The 18,831-nt window shown below is 72.2% G+C and carries 13 protein-coding genes and 3 pseudogenes; 4 read left to right on the forward strand and 12 right to left on the reverse strand.

Annotated elements, in window-relative coordinates; translation table 11 throughout:
- The 5 genes from D3105_RS16040 to leuE form a co-directional block, all read right to left on the reverse strand.
- Positions 1-2,311 (reverse strand): tetratricopeptide repeat protein (locus D3105_RS16040; protein ID WP_118903874.1); only part of this gene is annotated, 2,311 nt, incomplete at its 3' end.
- Complete coding sequence (locus tag D3105_RS16045) at positions 2,308-3,693, reverse strand: tetratricopeptide repeat protein (RefSeq protein WP_118903875.1); 1,386 nt, start codon at positions 3,691-3,693, stop codon at positions 2,308-2,310. The genes D3105_RS16040 and D3105_RS16045, both read right to left, overlap by 4 nt.
- Positions 3,694-3,760: 67 nt before the next feature.
- Complete coding sequence (locus D3105_RS16050; protein ID WP_240646921.1) at positions 3,761-5,203, reverse strand: alpha-2,8-polysialyltransferase family protein; 1,443 nt, start codon at positions 5,201-5,203, stop codon at positions 3,761-3,763.
- Positions 5,204-5,206: 3 nt separating this feature from the next.
- Positions 5,207-6,172 (reverse strand): glycosyltransferase family 2 protein, encoded by a 966-nt coding sequence (locus tag D3105_RS16055; protein ID WP_118903876.1) that lies wholly within the window; start codon positions 6,170-6,172, stop codon positions 5,207-5,209.
- Positions 6,173-6,339: 167 nt separating this feature from the next.
- A complete protein-coding gene (leuE, locus tag D3105_RS16060; protein WP_118903877.1) occupies positions 6,340-7,026 on the reverse strand; it encodes a leucine efflux protein LeuE in 687 nt (228 codons plus the stop codon).
- 252 nt (positions 7,027-7,278) lie between these two features.
- Between leuE and D3105_RS16065 the strand changes: the two genes are divergently transcribed.
- A complete protein-coding gene (locus D3105_RS16065) occupies positions 7,279-8,322 on the forward strand; it encodes a L,D-transpeptidase family protein (protein ID WP_206272756.1) in 1,044 nt (347 codons plus the stop codon).
- A 214-nt stretch (positions 8,323-8,536) separates the two neighbouring features.
- On the opposite strand, the gene D3105_RS16070 is transcribed toward D3105_RS16065, so the two are convergent.
- From D3105_RS16070 to D3105_RS36060, 3 genes and pseudogenes are all read right to left on the reverse strand, one after another.
- Complete coding sequence (locus D3105_RS16070; RefSeq protein WP_240646922.1) at positions 8,537-9,457, reverse strand: hypothetical protein; 921 nt, start codon at positions 9,455-9,457, stop codon at positions 8,537-8,539.
- Between the two features lie 220 nt (positions 9,458-9,677).
- Positions 9,678-9,962: pseudogene (locus tag D3105_RS36055) on the reverse strand (RNA polymerase sigma factor); the annotation flags it as partial.
- A 130-nt stretch (positions 9,963-10,092) separates the two neighbouring features.
- Positions 10,093-10,575, reverse strand: a pseudogene (locus D3105_RS36060) (RNA polymerase sigma factor); the annotation flags it as partial.
- Between the two features lie 328 nt (positions 10,576-10,903).
- Here D3105_RS36060 and D3105_RS36065 point away from each other — a divergent pair.
- The 3 genes and pseudogenes from D3105_RS36065 to D3105_RS16090 all read left to right on the forward strand — a co-directional run.
- A pseudogene (locus D3105_RS36065) lies at positions 10,904-11,116 on the forward strand (glycosyltransferase); the annotation flags it as partial.
- Positions 11,117-11,377: 261 nt separating this feature from the next.
- Entirely contained in the window at positions 11,378-12,910 is a 1,533-nt protein-coding gene (locus D3105_RS16085) for a sodium-dependent transporter (RefSeq protein ID WP_118903878.1), read from the forward strand.
- Positions 12,910-13,047: a methionine/alanine import family NSS transporter small subunit gene (locus D3105_RS16090; protein ID WP_118903879.1), complete on the forward strand. Its 138-nt coding sequence runs from the start codon at positions 12,910-12,912 to the stop codon at positions 13,045-13,047. Before D3105_RS16085 ends, D3105_RS16090 begins: the two co-directional genes overlap by 1 nt.
- A gap of 442 nt (positions 13,048-13,489) precedes the next feature.
- Here the strand turns inward: D3105_RS16090 and D3105_RS16100 are convergent, their stop codons facing one another.
- From D3105_RS16100 to kdpA, 4 genes are all read right to left on the reverse strand, one after another.
- A complete protein-coding gene (locus tag D3105_RS16100; RefSeq protein ID WP_118903908.1) occupies positions 13,490-14,266 on the reverse strand; it encodes a potassium channel family protein in 777 nt (258 codons plus the stop codon).
- A 104-nt stretch (positions 14,267-14,370) separates the two neighbouring features.
- Positions 14,371-15,042 (reverse strand): potassium-transporting ATPase subunit C, encoded by a 672-nt coding sequence (locus tag D3105_RS16105; RefSeq protein WP_118903880.1) that lies wholly within the window; start codon positions 15,040-15,042, stop codon positions 14,371-14,373.
- Positions 15,043-15,048: 6 nt separating this feature from the next.
- The gene (gene kdpB, locus D3105_RS16110; RefSeq protein WP_118903881.1) at positions 15,049-17,163 is read right to left on the reverse strand and encodes a potassium-transporting ATPase subunit KdpB; all 2,115 of its coding nucleotides are present in this window, start codon (positions 17,161-17,163) and stop codon (positions 15,049-15,051) included.
- The gene (gene kdpA, locus D3105_RS16115; protein WP_118903882.1) at positions 17,160-18,824 is read right to left on the reverse strand and encodes a potassium-transporting ATPase subunit KdpA; all 1,665 of its coding nucleotides are present in this window, start codon (positions 18,822-18,824) and stop codon (positions 17,160-17,162) included. The genes kdpB and kdpA overlap by 4 nt, the downstream gene beginning before the upstream one ends.
- Positions 18,825-18,831: the final 7 nt, after the last annotated feature.

The following is an 18,831-nucleotide window of genomic DNA, read 5'->3' on the forward strand; positions in this document are numbered from 1 at the left end:
CGGCGGACCGGGGCGCGGGAACCACGGGGCCGGCGCCCGGTTCGCCGAACGGGTCCGGAAGACCGGTGAGTTCACGCAACAGGGCGAGGTTGCCCCGGGTCACGGACCACAGCGTCCGCTGCCGGTCGTGGACGTCGGCCACCGCAGCCGGATGGTCGGCCAGCACCGCGAGGGCCCGCTCCGCGAGCCGGGCGCCCAGGGCCCGTTCGTGGACGGAGACGCCCCAGTCGGGCCGGTCGATGTCGGCCAGGAAGTAGGCCAGTTTGGGGTGCGAGACCAGGCTGATGACGGGGGTGCCGCAGCCGAACGGGATCATCCCGGCGTGCCCGCGCATCCCGATCACCAGCCGGGTGCGCCGGTAGAGGTCGCGGATGGCGTCGTTGGAGAGCAGATACAGCGGCTCCACGGGGAGGGCGAGGCCGTGCTCGCGCCGCAGATCGTCGACGAAGCGTTCGTCGGCGGGCATGTGCGCGGCGTAACGGACCTCTGCCGCACCGGAGATGGCGCGGATCGCCGCGGCCATCTCCGCGAGGAAGTGCCCGTAGTCGTGGCCGAAGCGGAGCCCGGCCCGGTCGTAGGCGCAGTTGATGAGGACGGTGTCCTCGCGCACGGCCGGTTCGGCGAGGCGGGCGTCGAGGTGGCGGGCGACCGTGGTGGGGCAGGGCTGGTAGCGCACCTTCTCGCGGAGGGATGTGGGCAGCAGCTCCCTGACCCGGGCGACGGAGCCGTGGTTGCGCAGCCCGAAGAACGCGGACCGCTCGACCAGGGCTCGCAGGGAGGCCGCGAACCGCTCGCGCCGGTAGCGCTGGCCGTCGAAGACGTTGTAGCCGACGGCGAAGACCGCCAGGGGGGCGGTGATCCGGGCGAGCACGTCGTCGGGGATGTTCCACTGCCAGCCGCTGTTCCCGTTGGGCGCGGTGTCGGGGAGGAAGAGCCCGCCGCCGCCGACGATCACGGCCTGCCGGGCGTTGAGGCGTTCGAGGCCGGCCTCGTCGACCAGCAGGTGCACGTGCTGCTGGTGCCAGCGGTCGGGGCCGGTGTCGGCGGTGAAGCAGCTGCGGACCGCCTCGGGCAGCACCCTGTCGCCCGCGTTCTCGTCGCCGTCGGCGAACAGGGCTACATGGGCGAGCTGTTCGCCGGACGGGGTGACCGGCGAGGTGGCGTCCGCCGCGACCATCTCGGAGGTACGGGCGTACCAGGCACGGCAGTTGGCGTCGGTCGGGTCGGAATCCAGACCGGCGAGCGCGTACCCGCGGGCGTCCTCCGTGCGGCCCAGAAGCCAGGCCAGCCGGGCGAGTTGGCCGTACGCGCGTGGGGCGAAGTCCGGGGACGCGGTCGCCAGGAGGAGGTGCGTCTCGGCCTCCTCGTACCGGGACAGCGCCATCAGGCAGACCCCGAGCGTCTCGTGGCAGCGCGGCAGGTCCGGGCGGCCCGCGACGGCCTCGCCCAGCAGGTCGACGGCCACGTCGTGGTGCCCGCGCCCCCGGTGGATCTCGGCGAGCTGCCGGACCAGGTCGATCGGCGGCCGGGACCCGGCGGGGAACGGAAGCGCGAGGTGCAGCAGCAGGTCGGGGTGTTTCGCGCCGGGGAGGGCGAGGTAGGCGGCGCGGAACGCCTCGTCGTCCAGGTCGAACCGCGCCCGGGCCTCGTGGGCGGGACCGGTCCAAGACGTTGGCGTACCCGCGAAGTTCAGGACGACGACGCCTTCGGGGACCGCCAGGTCGTCGCCGAGCCGCAGCGCCCGGAAGTCGTACCGGGAGTCCAGGGGTACGAGGACGCTCTCCGGGATGTCCTGCGCGGCGGCAGGCGGTAGGGGGTGGGCGAGATCCTGGCGCTGGATCACCAGCAGCCCGTCGTCGGCGATGCCGATACGCGGGGCGGGGACGCCGTCCGGACCGGTGCGCGGCACGGCGGCCACGCCCGTACGGAGACGCAGCAGGTCATCGATCCCGCCGAGGACGACCAGGGCGGGGGTGAGCGCGATGACGGTGTCGTAGTCGTCGAGGCGGAAGAAGTCGTGGAGTCCGGTGGCCGTGCGCGGGATCAGCCGGGGGTGCAGCCGGTGGGCGGCGTCGAAGGAGGCATCCGGCAGGCCGGGGTGCAGGACGACGACGTCCTCGCAGAGAGCGGGGTTGGTCAGCGCGAGGCTGCGCAGGAGGGCCTGGAGTCCGGGCAGTTGGCCCGCGTCGGTGACGTACACGGCGAAGGCGATCCGGCGCTTCCCGGTGACGGCGCGGCGGTCGTCGGCGGAGGAGGCGGATGCGGATGCGGCGGCGGACCCGGGCACGGGGGTGGAGTCGTGCGTCGTCATCTCAGCGTGATCCTCACTGCGGTGTCGTCCGTTCTCCCGGTCCGCGATCCGATCCACTCGCCCTCGCGCGGGGACAGGGCCGCCGGTCCTTCGAACCCGATGAGGTCCACCCGGGCGGGGGTGCCCAGGAAGTCGAGGAGCCGCAGCACGGTGTACGCGGTGCTCGCGGGACCGTCGCCGTCGGCCGGTTCGCCGATCAGGGCCGGGTCGTGCAGCGGGCGGCGCAGCGTCGCGTCGCCGATGCGGTCCTGGGCGCCGGGGACGAGCCGGCTGCGCAGGGCGAGCCGCCAGTGCGGGAGCGGGTCGCCGAAGACCAGCCGGGCCGTGGCCCGGCGGTCCCAGCGGGGGCCCTTCCACGGGGAGCCGCCGCGCAGGGTGACGGCGTGCAGGTCGGTTCGGGCGGTGGGGGCGGCGTGGCGTACGGCGTCGCAGCGCACGACGAGGTCGTAGCCCTCGATCAGGGCGGCCAGGGAACTGCCGGGCCGCTGTTCCTGCTCGGCGGTGTGCGGTGTGTCGGCGACCAGGCACACCGTCCGGCCCGCGAGGAACCGGCGCAGGCCGGTTACGCCGATGGGTTCGGCCCCGCCGAGCAGCGGGTCGGCCATCGGGTCACGGTCCGAGAGCCGGCGGTGCTCGGCGTAGAGGGCGGCGAGCCGGCGTACGGCGGGGTCGGCGGCGCCGCGTTCGGTGGTGCGGAGCCGGACGAGTTCGGTGAAGGCGGCGCGGGCGTCGGCGGCGGGCAGGTGGCGGGAGAGGCGGAGGGCGCCGACCCCGGTCCCGGCCTCTTCCCCGTCCGCGGCAGCGGTTCTGTCCCCGCCCGCACCCGCAGCCCCGTCCCCGACCCCGACCAGCGCCAGCGCCTCGTCGATCAGGTCCCCCGCCGCGCGGAGCGTGGCGATCCGGCGTTCGACATCGCGCGAGGCGGCGGTGTTCTGCTGGAGCGCGAGGTGGCGTTCGTACGCGGTGATCGCCTCCTCGCTCCGGCCGAGCGCGTCCAGGGCGTTGCCGCGCAGCCGCCAGGCGCCCTTGGAGCGGGCGCGCAGGGCGGTGGCCTCGTCGGCGAGGGCCAGGGCGAGGCGGGCCCCGGCCTCGCCGCCGTTGTCCAGGGCCTGCTGCCCCGTCCCCAGCAGCGCGTCGAACGCGTCGGCGCCCGGGGTGGAGCACGCGGTGGTCAGCGCGCCGATCGACGCGATGAGCCGGGTGCGGCGGGCGTCGGTGAGGGGGCCGGAGGCGGCGAGGGCGGCGAGGTGGTCGCCGCAGAGCCGCAGGGCGGCCAGCAGCGCCGGGTCCGGTCCGTCGCCGGGGCGGGCCCGGGGCGGCGTTCCCGGCCGTCCCGCTATCGCCCGTACTGACGTGAGCAGCCCGGTGAGGGTCTGGCCCATGCTCGTTCCGCCGTTTCTGTGAGTCGGACGCCGGCACCGGGGTTCGGGCCCCGGTGCCGGTTGCGGGTCAGAGGCCCAGGGTGCTGCGGGTGCGCCGTACGGTGCGGCGCAGCCGGACCGCCGCGCCCCGCGGGCCGCCGCCGGGCAGAGTGAGGCTCTGCAGACGGCGGCGCTTGAAGTAGTGCTGGGTGGTGGGGTCGAGGTGCTCCCGCAGCCAGGCCTCGGCCTCGGGGCGCAGCCCGGGGTTGAGCTTGGCCTGCATGCAGTAGCCGACGGCCCGCACCAGCGGGGCGAGGGTGTCCGGCGCGGTGCGCGGCAGCTGGGGGACGCCCTCGGAGCCTCGTACTTCCGCTCCCCCCGGGCCGCCCTGCGCGTCCAGGTCCGGCACGAGGTGGTCGGTGATCGTCAGCGGGATGCGATTGCTGTTCTCGTACGGGGCGATCCGGTCGAGGACCAGCCGGGTGCCGACGCGGGCGACGGGGATGCCGTAGTACGCGGCGGCGGTGAACATCGCGGTGGAGAAGCAGCCGACGACGAGGGTGGGCGCGCACCGCTCGTACAGCGTCTCGGCGAGCAGCGGGCTGTCCAGCGTGGTGAGCCGTACGCCGAGTTCGGCGGCGGCCTCGTCCAGGGCGCGGGAGTAGCGGGCCGGGGCGGTGGGGTGCGGCTTGAAGAGGATGGAGGTGTGCCCGGCGCGGGCGGCTCCGCGCAGCATCCGGATGTGCAGCTCCTCTTCCTCCTCCGGGGTGAGGATGGTGAGGGCGGCGAGGTACTGGCCCAGCAGCATCGCGGTGGGGGCGGCGGCCTCGGCGGCGGCGAGCCCCTTGTCGCCCTCGGCGGCGGTGGCGATCTCGGAGAGGACCGCGCGGAAGGCGTCGTCGGGGACGAGTTCGGGCTCGACGCCCGCCTCGGCGAGGAGGAGCGGGCGCAGTCCGGTGACCAGGTCGAGGTGGAGGACGCGCCGGATGCGGCAGGCGATGGACTGGGGCATCCGGTTGCGCGTGGGGCCGTAGCTCATCAGGCCGTCGGCGTAGACGTGGACGGCGCTCTCGGAGAAGATCGCGGCGAGCGCGCGGGCCGGGTTGACCTGGATGGACTCGACGGCGAGGTCGACGGGGGCCTCGGGGGCGATGTCCCAGGCCAGGCGGAAGGCCCGCTGCCACAGGACGGTCTCCTCGGAGCGGGGGCCCCAGCCGCTGGGGTGGTGCGGGCTGATGGCCTCGTTCCAGTCGACGACGGCGTCGAAGCGGGCGGCGAGGGAGCCGTAACCGCGCATCTCCTCCAGGCGCAGGGCGGTCTCGGGGACGGCCGCGTTGTTGGAGACCAGCAGGATGCGGTGGCTGTCGAGGGCCCGGCCGAACTGTCCGGCGTCGAGCGCGGCGGCGAGGGTGGCCGCGCCGTACAGGGTGGAGACCTGGAAGATCTGGGTGCGCGGGGGCGTACGTACGGACGCGGAACCAGCGGAACCGAGCGCCGGGTCGGGCGTGGGTACGGAATCGGGCACGGTCATCGGTCAGGCGGCCTTCTGCTTGGTGCGCAGACGGCTGAGCAGCGTGCCGCGCTTGTCGTCGATCATCGTCAGGGTGCGGTCGAGCACGTCCTGCGGCATCCGGCCCAGCGCGGCGGTGGACTCGGCGCGCAGCTTCCGGGCGGTGGCGGGCTCGTAGTCGTCGGCCTTCTCGTTGTGGAAGGCGATCATCGCGCAGTAGGTACGGACGGCCTTCGGCAGCAGGATGTCCGCGTCCCGGTCGGCGCGCAGCTGGTCGAGCAGCGTGTCGTAGGAGGCGAAGAAGTCGAGCTGGCGGGCGTCCTTGATCTGGGTCAGGGAGGTGGTGACCCCGCGCCGGTAGAAGATGCCGTAAAGACCGAGCGCCGCGTAGGTGCGGGCGCGCAGATGGAGCTGCCAGATCCACAGCCGGTCCTCGGCGGTGCGCAGTTCGGTGGCGAAGCGCTGGGCGCCGTCCGCGAAGAGCCGCCGGTGGTAGATCCCGGCCCAGACGAACGGGTAGTCGACCATGGTCTCGCGCTCGGGCGCCCCGATGCCGTCGCGGGGGTCGAGCAGGGTGTCCCGGAGCGGGGCGGGGGCGCGCCGCACGACGCGGGTGGTGCCGGTGGACTGGACGTGGTCGGTGCGGGCGAAGTCGCAGTCGAGGTCCTGGGCGGCGCGCAGCAGCCGGCCCAGGTGGCCGGGGGCGTACCAGTCGTCGCCGTCGAGGAAGGTGAGGTAGTCGCCCTCGGCGGAGTCGATGCCGCTGTTGCGGGCGGCCGCGATGCCGACGTTCGTACCGTGTCTGATCACCCGGGCGTGCGGCAGCCGCTCGGCCCAGTGGTCGACGATGTCCTGCGTACCGTCGGTCGACGCGTCATCGACCAGCAGGAACTCGATGTCCGGGTCCGCGTTGCGGGCCAGGCTCCCCAGCGTGGTCGGGGCGTAGGCCGCGACATTGTGGAGCGGTACGACAACGGACAGTTTCGGCACGCGCGCCCTCACCTTCGATCATGGTCCCGACAACCTAGTGAGACCGCGGAAGGATCGGATGACACCCGCCACGACAGCGGGTGAACTCTGCGCGTCCGCCGGATGACCGGGTGCGGGGGTACGCGAGCCGGAGGCTCGCTGATCCACCAGGGATTACGGGACAGCCCTCAGACGCTGCTGAGCGAGAGCTTCGCGGCGAACCCGAGGAACAGCACACCGGCCGCCGAAGTGGCCCCCGCCGACAGCCGCTTGCGCCGGCGGAAGACGGCGGCCAGCCGGGTGCCGCCGAAGATCAGCACCGAGAGGTAGGCGAAGCTGGCGAGCTGGAGCAGGGTGCCCAGCACCAGGAACGACAGCGCGGGGTAGGCGTAGGCGGGGTCGACGAACTGGACGAAGAAGGAGATCAGGAACAGGATCGCCTTCGGGTTGATCAGGCTGACCACGAGCGCCCGGCGGTAGGGCCGCTCCACGGGTCCCGCCGCCGCTCCGGACGCCTCGGCGGCCCCCTCCGCCCCGACCGTCTCGACGAGTTCGGCGGTACGCCGGTGCCGCTCGCGCCACAGGGCCACGGCGGCCCGCAGCATCCCGATGGCCATCCAGGTCAGGTAGGCCGCGCCCGCGTACTTGACGATCGCGAAGAGCAGGGGCGTGGTCGTGAGGAGGGACGCGGCGCCCAGTGCGGCGAGCGTCATCAGGACGGCGTCCCCGGTCCAGACGCCCGCGGCGGCTTTGTACCCGGTGCGTACGCCGCGTCGGGCGGCGACGGAGAGCACGTAGAGCGAGTTCGGACCCGGCAGAAGGACGATCAGCGCCAGGCCGGCGAGATAGGTCGGAAGATCGGTGACACCCAGCATGAACGGAGTGTTGCACGCCGGTACGGGTCGCCGTCCAGGGGGAATCACCTGGCGATATGCGCCGTCGGACACCGCGCGGCAGAGGACCGGTCCCGACGGCCCGGACCCGGCCATGATCGGCCGGGCGGGCCCTCGGGGGTCTGGACGCGCGGCCGTCGTCCGGCGGAGGATTCGCTGACCGGGCCGGACGGGAATCCGTACGGCATCCGTACAGGAGGCACCGGTCCGACAGGTGAGCCAGGGGGATCGAACATGGTGGACACGGACAGCGGGTGGGACGGCCGGGGCGGGAGGGGCTCGCACGGGACGCGGGACATGCGCGGGGCGTGTGCGGTCGACGCGATACCGGACCGTCGCGTCGCGGTCCCGGACCGTCGCGTCGCCCTGCCGGGCCGTCGCGTCGCCGCCGTGTCCCTCGTCGCGCTGGCCGCCCTCGCGACGGGATGCGAACCGGGTACGGCCACGGGGGCGCAGGACGCGTCTCCTCCGGCGCGGGCCACGCAGGCCGCCGCGCCCTCCCCCACACGCACCGCCCCCGTGACCGAGGACGCGAAGCCGCGTACCGCGCCACCGCCCGTCCCGTCGGCGTCCACCGCCGCACCGGCCCCGGCCCCTGACCCGACGACCGCCCGGCCGGCCCCGGAACCGAGCACCGCGCCGCCGCCGCGCGTCCTGATGCGGACCGGGGCCGAGAGCGACCGGGTGCGCGAACTCCAGGCCCGGCTCCGCCAGATCGGCCACTTCGGGCGCAACCCCACCGGCTACTACGGCTCCGTCACCGCCGACGCCGTACGGTCCTTCCAGGCCAAGCGGAGCCTGCCGGTCACGGGCTCCACCGACGAGGTGACCTGGCGGCGGCTGCTGGCGATGACCCGGACGCCGACGGCCGCCGAACTGCGCCCGCCGACCGAGCGGCCGGTGGCCGCGCCGGACGAGCGGTGCCTGAAGGGCCGGGTCCTGTGCATCAGCAAGAACAGCCGGACCCTGGCGTGGATGATCGACGGCAGGGTCGTCTCGGCGATGGACGTGCGCTTCGGCTCGGAGTACACGCCGACCCGCGAGGGCGTGTTCGAGGTGTTCTGGAAGTCCCGGGACCATGTGTCGACGCTGTACGACACCCCGATGCCGTACGCCCTGTTCTTCAGCGGCGGCCAGGCGGTGCACTACTCCGCGGACTTCGCGGCCAACGGCTACGGCGGCGCCTCGCACGGCTGCGTCAACGTACGGGACAAGAGGAAGGTCGCGGCGCTGTTCGACCAGGTGAGGACCGGCGACAAGGTCGTCGTCTACTGGTGACCGGCTGCTCGGCCGGTCCGGACGAAGGGAGAGGGCGCGGGCGGGACCGGGGGAACGTGTCCCGCCCGCGCCGATGCGCTGAGCCGAAGGTACGGGGGGAACCCCGGCTCGTCGCGCGGCCGATGACCAGTCGGCTCACTCTGTACTGCGCCCGGCCCTCCAAAAACGTCACACCTGGTGGCACGGACGGTCGGACAAGACCTGGAAGCGCAGGTCAGCGGGTCTGTACGGGGGCCGCACCGCTGCTCTGCGGGAGGGGCGGAACCTCAGCGTCCGCCCCCGCGCCGGAACCGTCCTCCGGGGCCGCTGCGGCACGCGGTACGGGATGGAAGGAGACGGGCGGCAGCGAGCCGCCGTCACCCGGCCCGTTCTGACCGCCCTCGTCGTCATCGTCGTCGCCGTCCCCACCGCCGGAACCACCGGAGCCGCCGTTCCCGCCACTGCCGCCGTTCCCGCCGAGGAGGCGGTCGCAGAAGCGCTCCAGGTTCTTCTCGCCCTTGGCGAACTCGATGAGCTGGCGTCGGCTGCGGTCGTCCAGCGTGCCCTCGCGGAAGGCCTTGCAGGCCTTGACGGACTTCTCGTACCAGTTGCCCGAGTCCGTGTCGCCGCCGGAACCGCCGGGCCGGTCGTCCTGCCCGGTGCCGCCCCCGATGGTCTCCTCGCGGCCGTTGCCGCCGGGACGGTCCGGGGTGTCCGGGCGGCCCGTGCCGGACTCGCGGCCGGTGTCGCCGGTCCGCGCGCCGTCGGGCTCCTCGGGCCCGCCGGATTCGCGGGCCGTGGGCGAGGAGGCGGACTCCGGCTCGGCGGGCGCGGACGGGTCCGCCGGGGCCGACGGGTCGTCGGCGGAGCCGCTGGACATCAGCGGTCCCGGGGTCACGGCGGCCGATACGGAGCTGGCCGGCGTGGGCGAGCCCTGCCCGCCGAAGGTTCCGGTGAACACGCCCGTACCGGCGGCGACCGCCACCCCGCCGAGCGCGCAGCCCGCGAGCGAGGCGACCAGGCCGAAGCGGACCGGCCGGCTCCAGCGCGGGCGGCGGGCCGGGGTCTCGGGGGCGGAGCTGAGCTGGACGGCGTGCAGCCGGCCGGGGCGGCCGGGGACTGCGGCACCGGCGGCCCGGCCGGCGAGCCGGTCCACGCCGCTGCCCCGTGGCGGGCCTGCCGGAACGCGGCGAGGACGGCGTCCTCGCCGGGGAGCTCGCCTGCCGGGGGCCGCAGCCCCGCGCGCGCCGCGCCGAGCGCTTCGGCGAGGCGGAGGGCGTCGGTCCGGGCCTTGTCGCCGACGGGGACGACCGGTTCGCCGCGGAGAAGTCTCTCCGCCGCGTCCTTGTCAAGCCACTCGTAGTGCTCGTCGGCCATCACATGTCCTTCTGCGTCCACGGTCGCGAATGCGTCACACCGGGAGTGACCACGGCGGGTGCCGCCGGACCGCTTCGGCCGGGCCGCTGGGAGGGCACGGCCCCGAGCCCGGCGCCGCCGCCCGCGTCGTTCCCGCCGTCCTGGGCCGGGGGCCGGTCCGCGGTGCCGTCCGGGTCGAACGCCCCGTCGCCGTCGGCCCGGGGCGCCGGGAGCTGCCCGTCGGCGCCGAGAAGTTCGGCCAGTCGCTTGAGGCCGCGGTGGGCGGCGGTGCGGACGGCGCCGGGGTGGGCGGCGGGGGTGGTCGTCGGGCTCGACGCGAAGAGTGCGGCGCAGACCCTGGGCAAGCGGCCCGGCGCCGTCCGCACCGCCGCCCACCGCGGCCTCAAGCGACTGGCCGAACTTCTCGGCGCCGGGCCGCTTGCCCAGGGTCTGCGCCGCACTCTTCGCGTCGAGCCCGACGACCACCCGCAGCACGACGGCCTCGGCCTGGTCCTGCGGCAGCTGGGCGATGAGGGACATGGTGCGGTCGGTGTCCAGGGCCTCGATGGCGTCGCCCGCGGTGTCGGACTCGGCGGCGCGCGTGGCCAGCTCGGTCTCGTCGCCGCCGATCGCGGGACGGCGGCTGCGCATCCGCAGATGGTCCAGAGAGCGGTTGCGCGCGATCCGCGCGGCCCAGCCCCGGAACCGGTCGGCGTCACCGCTGAACCGGTCGAGGTCGCGCGCTATCTGCAGCCACGCCTCGGACGCCACGTCCTCGGCGTCCGGCTCTCCGACCAGCGTCCGTATGTAGCCCAACAACCGTGGGTGCACCGCGCGGTACACAGCACGGAAGGCGTCCTCGTCCCCGTCCTGTGCCGCGAGCACCGCGGCAGTCAGCTCCGCGTCGTCCCCCAGCACTCCCTCAACCCGCCCTGCCGTCCTGAATCGCAGCTGGTCAACTGCTGCGCAACCCTGCGCGAACCAGCACGCTACGTGCTCGGTGGGGGCCGCGTCCATGACTTGTACAACTCGCAACAATTCGACGCCCGCGGTTTCGGTGTGACAGAAAACGCAGTCATGGCGCTGAGATGAGTACGGGGTCGTGCTGCGACCCCGTGGAAGACGGCCGGGGCCTCTCCTGTGGGGGGTGGCGGCCCCGGTCGTCGCTCCTCTTCACCCGCGCCCTGACCAGGGGTGCCCCCGCGCACAGACCTCCGCGCGACCGACGGTGTGACCGGCGCCGCACGGATTTCGCCCGGCCGACGGGCCCGATCTCCTGTGGATCGGCACGGCGGAGGGCCTGGAGGCCCAGGAGGCGCTGTCCGCGCGCGCCGCAGGGCTTCCGGCCGCCCTGGCCGAGCTGACCGCCCTGGGCGAGCCCGCCGTGTTCCTCCCGCTCGCCACGGCGGCCGGGAACGAACAGGCCCACAACGCCCGCCACCTGGAGGAGTCCGGGGCAGGGCGGAGGGGCTACGTGATCCGTCCACCCGTAGGGAATACGGTGCCGACTTCCATGAGCACAGCGCACTCATGGAACGCAGCGTCTTCCCGGCCCGCACTCCGCCGCGGCCCGTCCGGTGCGCCGTGTGGCCCTGCCCATGGGTGCCGACGGCCCATGTGGCCCATTCGCCGGGCCCCGTCGGACGCCTCGCGTGCGGTCCGGGCGCTAACGTGCCGTCAGTTTGACGCACAGCACCACGAGGAGACTTGAGGACCGCACATGACAGAGCAGCCACGCGAGCAGTGGGCCACCCGGACCGGCTTCCTGCTCGCCGCGATCGGTTCGGCCGTCGGGCTCGGGAACATCTGGCGGTTCCCCGCGATCGCTTACGACAACGGTGGCGGTGCCTTTCTGCTCCCGTATCTCATCGCGCTCCTGACGGCGGGCATCCCGCTCCTGATCATGGAGTACGCCATCGGGCGGAAGTACCGGCTCTCGCCCCCGGCAGCATTGCGCAGGATGGCCCGCCCCGCCGAGGCCATCGGATGGTGGCAGGTGGCGATCTCCTTCGTGATCGCCACGTACTACGCCGTCATCATCGCCTGGGCCGTGCGCTACGTGGGATTCTCCGTCGGGCAGCAGTGGGGTGACGACCCGGAGGCGTTTCTCTTCGGCGACTTCCTCCGGGCCCCGGACACCCCGGGATTCCTGGACGGCTTCGTGCCGGGGGTGTTCTGGCCCCTCGTCGTCGTATGGGTGGTCGTGCTGGGCATCCTGGCTTTCGGGATCAGACGAGGCATCGAGCGCGCCAACAAGGTCTTCATTCCGCTGCTCTTCGTCCTGTTCGCCGCGCTGGTGATCCGTGCGCTCACGCTGGACGGAGCGGCGACAGGACTCGACGCGCTCTTCACGCCCGACTGGTCGGAACTCGGAAACGGCACTGTCTGGGTGGCCGCCTACGGACAGATCTTCTTCTCGCTGTCCATCGGTTTCGGCATCATGGTCACGTACGCGTCCTACCTGGGCCGTCGCGCCGACCTGACGGGGTCCGCGATGGTGGCGGGCTTCGCCAACAGCTCGTTCGAGATCCTCGCCGGCATCGGGGTCTTCGCCACCCTCGGCTACCTGGCGACCGCCTCGGGTGTCGGCGTCGATGAGGTCGCCGGCGCGGGCATCGGTCTGGCGTTCGTGGCCTTCCCCGCGGTGATCTCGGAGATGCCGTTCGGCGGCTTCTTCGGCGTCCTGTTCTTCAGCTCCCTGGTGATCGCGGGGCTCTCCTCGCTGATCTCCATCGTGCAGGTCGTCGTCTCCGCGGTGCAGGACCGGACCGGAATGCGGCGCAGGACCGCGGTGCTGGGCGTCGGTGGTCTGGTCGCGCTGGTGTCGCTCGTGCTGTTCCCCACCGAGTCCGGCATCTACCTGCTGGACGCGTCCGACCACTTCATCAACCAGTACGGCATCGCGCTCGCGGCCCTGGTCGGCCTGATCGTGATCGTCTGGGTGCTGCGGCAGCTTCCCAGCCTCCAGGAGAACGCCGACGCCACGTCCGCGGTACGGCTCGGCCACTGGTGGCGCATCTGCCTCGGCGTGATCACACCGCTGACCCTGGGCTGGATGATGGTCGACAGCCTGAGGACCGAGTTCCAGGAGAACTACGAGGGCTATTCCACCGGGTTCCTGCTCTCGGCGGGCTGGAGCGTCGCCATCGGGGCGCTGCTGGTCGGGGTGATCCTCTCGCTCATGCCGTGGCCGGCCGGTGGCGAGGACATCGACCTGGACATGGAGTCGCCCGCAGACCGGAAGGACCACTGATGTCCACCAGCGCCATTATCATGATGATCATCTCCATGCTCATCGTCTGGGGTGGGCTCGTCGCTGCCATCCTGCGGCTGCGGCAGCATCCGCAGCCGCAGGACGAGTTGCCGCCAGGGGCCCACCGGGCGGAATGACCGGAGCCGTACCGGCCGGGGGAGGCCGCCCCGGCCGTCGGGCCCCGTCTTGACCCAGACGTGAGGCCTTCGATCCCGAGCCGTGTCCTGGCCCCGGTCATGTGGGTTGACGCGGAATACTGGTCGCCATGGTCGGCCAACTCCCTGACCGGGTCCTGCCGGCCCGCCAGCGCCGCGGTCTCGAGGAACTCCAGCAGGCCCTGGACCTGTCGTCGGGCGACAGCCCGGCGAAGAGAGTCTGCTCAGCGATCTCGCGGGCCGGATTCCCATCGTGGTCGACACCACACGAGGTCAGCAGATCACCGCTGGGAGGGTGGGGGCCCAAGGCTCCTGAAGCCCTCCGGGCGGCGGACGGATTCGATCGTGCCCAGAATGCGGATCGCGTCTGCGGACCGTGCCGGTGCCGGTGCCGGTGCCGGCGCCGGTGCCGGTGCGAGAACGCTCACGGCCGGGTGGGCGGGGATGGTTCGGGGACCTCCCGGGCCGCCGACTGTGAGGTCCGTGCCAGGTCCGCCATCTCGGCCCGCAGCGCGGCCACTTCCAGGGTCAGGGCCTCAAGGAGCGCTGTCTGCCTCATCTCCTCGGCGTTGTCCCGCTCGAAGCGGGAGATGAACCACGCGGCTATGTTGGCCGTCACGACACCGAGCAGAGCGATGCCGGAGAGCATCAGTCCCACCGCGAGCAGCCGACCGAGTCCGGTGGTCGGCGCGAGGTCCCCGTACCCCACGGTCGTCATGGTGGTGAAGGACCACCACACCGCGTCCCCGATCGTGCGGATGTTGCCGTCCGGCGCGTCCCGTTCCACCTGGAGCACCGCGAGTGACCCGAACATCAGGAGGCCCACGACGGAGCCGGCGACGTAGACGGTCAACGTGATCTGCGGCGCGTTGCGGGCACGTCGGCCCAGCAGCAGCAGCGTGGAGACGAGCCGCAGCAGCCGAAGCGGCTGGATGAGCGGCAGGGCGACCGCCAGGAGGTCCAGTGGATGGCGGCGGACGAAGGCCCCCCTGTGCGGCGTGAGCAGCAATCGCGTCGCGTAGTCGCCGGCGAAGGCCGCCCACACCGCCCACTCCACGGCCCGGCAGGCCGTGTGGATCCAGGCAGGTGCGTCCGGGGTGAGGACGGGAACCGCGTAGGCAAGGGCGAAGCACGCGGCGAGGAGCAGCAGCGGGGTCCGCGTGCGCTGCTCCCATTCGTCCACCTTGATTCGATGCTTCATACGGGCATCGTAGGAGCCGGGGAAGAGGCCGGGCGGGGCGGTGTTGCGTCGGTGGTCGGGGCCCGAGGCCCGCGCGTCGTCGCCCGATGCCCCACCGAGGCTTCTCACTCCCGGGTCAGGTCCTTGAGCGCGGTGTTGAGTTCGAGGACGTTCACGCGGGGCTCGCCCATGAAGCCGAGCAGTCGGCCGCTGGTGTGATCCGTGACGAGGTCCTCGACCTTCTTCACGTCGAGGCCGTTCTTCTCGGCGACCCGGTGGGCCTGGAGTTCGGCGTACGCCGGTGAGATGTGCGGGTCCAGGCCGGAGCCGGAGGAGGTGACGGCGTCGGGCGGGATGTCGGCGGGGTTCACCTTGTACGTGGGGGTGGAGTTGTCCTTCGCCACGGTCGCCTTGGCTTCCTTCACCCACCGGATCAGCTCCTCGTTGTCGCCGGAGCGGTTGGTGGCGCCGGAGACGAGCAGGGCGTACTGGGTGTTGACGCTGTTGGTGCCGAGGCCGTTGGACGGGCGGGGCTGGAACCACCTCAGGTCGGGGGTCGGTGGCTGCTCGCCCTTCTTCGGCGGGAGGTCGTACCGCTGGCCGATGAGCGAGGAGCCCACGACCTGCCCGTTCGTGTCCTTGATCTCGGAGCCGTTGGCCTGGTCGCTGAACAGGGCCTGGGCCGCGCCGGTGACGGCCAGGGGGTAGAGGACCCCGCAGACCAGGGTGAGGACGAGCAGGGCTCGCAGACCGGCGCCGAGTACGCGGGCGGTGCTGCCGACGGTGTTGTTGGTCATGGCGGATCAGCCGATTCCGGGGATGAGGGTCAGGAGCAGATCGATGAGCTTGATGCCGATGAACGGGGCGACGAGGCCGCCGAGTCCGTACAGGCCGAGGTTGCGTCGCAGCATCCGGTCCGCGCTCGCGGGGCGGTAGCGCACGCCCTTGAGGGCGAGCGGTACCAGCGCGACGATGATCAGCGCGTTGAAGATCACCGCGGAGAGGATCGCGGACTCGGGCGAGGCCAGGCCCATGATGTTCAGCTTGTCCAGCGACGGGTACGCCACGGCGAACATGGCGGGGATGATCGCGAAGTACTTCGCGACGTCGTTGGCGATGGAGAAGGTGGTCAGGGCTCCCCGGGTGATGAGGAGCTGTTTGCCGATCTCGACGATCTCGATGAGTTTGGTGGGGTCGGAGTCGAGGTCCACCATGTTCCCGGCCTCCTTGGCGGCCGAGGTTCCGGTGTTCATCGCGACGCCGACGTCGGCCTGGGCCAGGGCGGGGGCGTCGTTGGTGCCGTCGCCGGTCATCGCGACGAGCTTGCCGCCGGCCTGTTCCCGCTTGATGAGGGCCATCTTGTCCTCGGGCGTCGCCTCGGCCAGGAAGTCGTCGACCCCGGCCTCCTCGGCGATCGCCTTCGCGGTCAGCGGGTTGTCGCCCGTGATCATGACCGTACGGATGCCCATCCGGCGCAGCTCCTCGAACCGCTCCCGCATGCCCTCCTTCACCACGTCCTTGAGGTGGATCACTCCGAGGACCCGGGCTCCGTCGGCGTCCTCCACGGCCACCAGCAGCGGTGTGCCTCCGGCCTGGGCGATCTCGTCCGTGAGCGCCGCCGCGTCCTCGGGGACCCGGCCGCCCCGCTCCTTCACCCAGGCGAGGACCGAACCGGTCGCGCCCTTGCGGACCTTGCGGCCGTCCAGGTCGACGCCCGACATCCGGGTCTGCGCGGTGAACTCCACCCACGCCGCCCCCGTCAGTTCGCCCTGGTTCCTCTCCCGCAGCCCGTACGTCTCCTTGGCGAGCACCACGATCGACCGGCCCTCCGGGGTCTCGTCGGCGAGCGAGGAGAGCTGGGCGGCCTCGGCGAGGTCCGCTTCCGTCACGCCCTCGACCGGGACGAACGCGGCCGCCTGGCGGTTGCCGAGGGTGATCGTGCCGGTCTTGTCGAGCAGCAGGGTCGATACGTCGCCCGCCGCCTCGACCGCGCGGCCCGACATGGCCAGGACGTTGCGCTGGACCAGCCGGTCCATCCCGGCGATGCCGATCGCCGACAGCAGTGCCCCGATCGTGGTGGGGATCAGGCAGACGAGCAGGGCGGCGAGCACGATCAGCGAGGTCTGGTCGTCGGCGCCCGCGTAGATCGCGAACGGCTTCAGGGTGACCACGGCCAGCAGGAAGACGATGGTGAGGGACGCCAGCAGGATGTTCAGGGCGATCTCGTTGGGCGTCTTCTGCCGGGCGGCGCCCTCGACGAGGCCGATCATCCGGTCGATGAAGGTCTCGCCCGGCTCGGTGGTGATCCTGATGACGACGCGGTCGGACAGCACCTTCGTACCGCCGGTGACGGCCGAGCGGTCGCCGCCGGACTCCCGGATGACCGGAGCCGATTCGCCGGTGATCGCGGACTCGTCGACCGAGGCGACGCCTTCGACCACGTCCCCGTCGCCGGGGACGACGTCACCGGCCTCGCAGACCACCAGGTCGCCGATGCGCAGGTCCGTTCCGGCGACCCGTTCCTCCTGCCCGTCGGCGAGGCGGCGGGCGACGGTGTCGGTCTTGGCCTTGCGCAACGTGTCGGCCTGTGCCTTGCCCCGGCCCTCGGCGACCGCCTCGGCGAGGTTGGCGAAGACCGTGGTCAGCCAGAGCCAGCCGGTGATCGCCCAGCCGAACCAGTCGGTCGGGTCGGTGAGCGCGAGGACCGTCGTGACCACCGAGCCGACCAGCACGACGAACATCACCGGTGACGTGACCATCACGCGCGGGTCGAGCTTGCGCAGCGCGTCCGGGAACGACTTCAGGAGCTGCTGGGGGTCGAAGAGCCCGCTGCCGACCCGGCTGCCGGTCCCCTGGCCGCCGGTCGGCGGCAGGTCTCCGTGTGGAGCACGCGTGGAGGTGGGGGTGATGGTGCTCATGAGGCGAGCCCTTCGGCGAGCGGACCCAGCGCCAGGGCCGGGAAGTAGGTGAGTCCGGTGATGATGAGAATCGTGCCGACGAGCAGCCCCGCGTAGAGGGGTTTGTCGGTGCGCAGCGTGCCCGCGGTCTCGGGCACCGGCCGCTGTTCGGCGAGCGAACCGGCCAGGGCGAGGACGAACACCATCGGCACGAACCGGCCGAGCAGCATCGCGATGCCGATGGTCGTGTTGAACCACGGGGTGTCGGCGCCCAGGCCGGCGAAGGCGGAGCCGTTGTTGTTGGCGCCGGAGGTGTAGGCGTACAGGATCTCGGAGAAGCCGTGCGCGCCGGAGTTCGTCATCGGGTCGGCGGGGGTCGGCAGGGCCATGGCGACCGCGGTGAAGCCGAGGACCAGCGCCGGGGTGACGAGGAGGTAGCAGGCCGCCAGCTTGATCTGGCGGGTGCCGATCTTCTTGCCGAGGTACTCCGGGGTGCGTCCGACCATCAGCCCGGCGATGAACACCGCGATGACCGCCATGATCAGCATGCCGTAGAGGCCGGAGCCGACCCCGCCGGGAGCGATCTCGCCGAGCTGCATGCCGAGCATCGTGATGCCGCCGCCGAAGCCGGTGTACGAGGAGTGGAAGGAGTTCACCGCTCCGGTCGAGGTCAGCGTCGTGGCGACCGCGAAGATCGACGAGCCGGCGATCCCGAAGCGGGTCTCCTTGCCCTCCGTGGCACCGCCCGCGATCTCGAACGCCGGGCCCCGGTGGGCGAACTCGGTCCACATCATCAGGGCGGTGAAGCCGATCCAGATGACGGCCATCGCGCCGAGGATCGCGTACCCCTGCCGCAGCGATCCGGCCATCCGGCCGAAGGTCCGCGTCAGCGCGAACGGGATCAGCAGGATGAGGAAGATCTCGAAGAGGTTGGAGAGCGGGTTCGGGTTCTCGAAGGGGTGGGCGGAGTTGGCGTTGAAGTAGCCGCCGCCGTTGGTGCCCAGCTCCTTGATGGCCTCCTGGGAGGCGACCGCACCACCGTTCCACTCCTGCGTGCCGCCCATGAACTGGCCGACCTGATGGATGCCCGAGAAGTTCTGGGTGGCCCCGCAGGCGACCAGGACGAGTGCGCCGATCACCGAGATCGGGACCAGGATGCGGACGGTGCCGCGGACGAGGTCGGCCCAGAAGTTGCCGAGTTCACCGGTACGGGAGCGGGCGAAGCCCCGTACGAGAGCCACCGCCACGGCCATGCCGACCGCGGCGGACAGGAAGTTCTGCACCGCGAGGCCGCCGGTCTGCACGACGTGGCCCATGGCCTGTTCGCCGGAGTACGACTGCCAGTTGGTATTGGCGACGAAGGAGGCGGCGGTGTTGAACGCCTGGTCCGGGTCGATCGAGGAAAAGCCGAGCGAACCGGGCAGCGAACCCTGTATCCGTTGCAGCAGATACAGAAAGAGAACGCTCACCGCCGAAAAGGCGAGGACTCCGCGCAGATAGGCGGGCCAGCGCATTTCGGCGGCCGGATTGGCGCCGATGACCTTGTATATCCACTTCTCCGGTGTGTAGTGCTTCTCGGAGGAGTAGACCTTGGCCATGTGGTCACCCAGCGGGCGGTAGGCCAGGGCAAGGGCGGCTATCAGAGCGGTGAGCTGGAGAACTCCAGCGACCTGGGGACTCATGTCGGTG

It is taken from the genome of Streptomyces globisporus, assembly GCF_003501885.1.
Lineage (GTDB): Bacteria > Actinomycetota > Actinomycetes > Streptomycetales > Streptomycetaceae > Streptomyces > Streptomyces globisporus_D.

Bases quoted from the DNA above. Each gene is read 5' to 3' on its own strand.
- D3105_RS16045 (WP_118903875.1), bottom strand. From the start codon at position 3,693: ATGGGCCAGACCCTCACCGGGCTGCTCACGTCAGTACGGGCGATAGCG.
- D3105_RS16050 (WP_240646921.1), bottom strand. From the start codon at position 5,203: ATGACCGTGCCCGATTCCGTACCCACGCCCGACCCGGCGCTCGGTTCC.
- leuE (WP_118903877.1), bottom strand. From the start codon at position 7,026: ATGCTGGGTGTCACCGATCTTCCGACCTATCTCGCCGGCCTGGCGCTG.
- D3105_RS16065 (WP_206272756.1), top strand. From the start codon at position 7,279: ATGGTGGACACGGACAGCGGGTGGGACGGCCGGGGCGGGAGGGGCTCG.
- D3105_RS16085 (WP_118903878.1), top strand. From the start codon at position 11,378: ATGACAGAGCAGCCACGCGAGCAGTGGGCCACCCGGACCGGCTTCCTG.
- D3105_RS16090 (WP_118903879.1), top strand. From the start codon at position 12,910: ATGTCCACCAGCGCCATTATCATGATGATCATCTCCATGCTCATCGTC.
- D3105_RS16100 (WP_118903908.1), bottom strand. From the start codon at position 14,266: ATGAAGCATCGAATCAAGGTGGACGAATGGGAGCAGCGCACGCGGACC.
- D3105_RS16105 (WP_118903880.1), bottom strand. From the start codon at position 15,042: ATGACCAACAACACCGTCGGCAGCACCGCCCGCGTACTCGGCGCCGGT.
- kdpB (WP_118903881.1), bottom strand. From the start codon at position 17,163: ATGAGCACCATCACCCCCACCTCCACGCGTGCTCCACACGGAGACCTG.
- kdpA (WP_118903882.1), bottom strand. From the start codon at position 18,824: ATGAGTCCCCAGGTCGCTGGAGTTCTCCAGCTCACCGCTCTGATAGCC.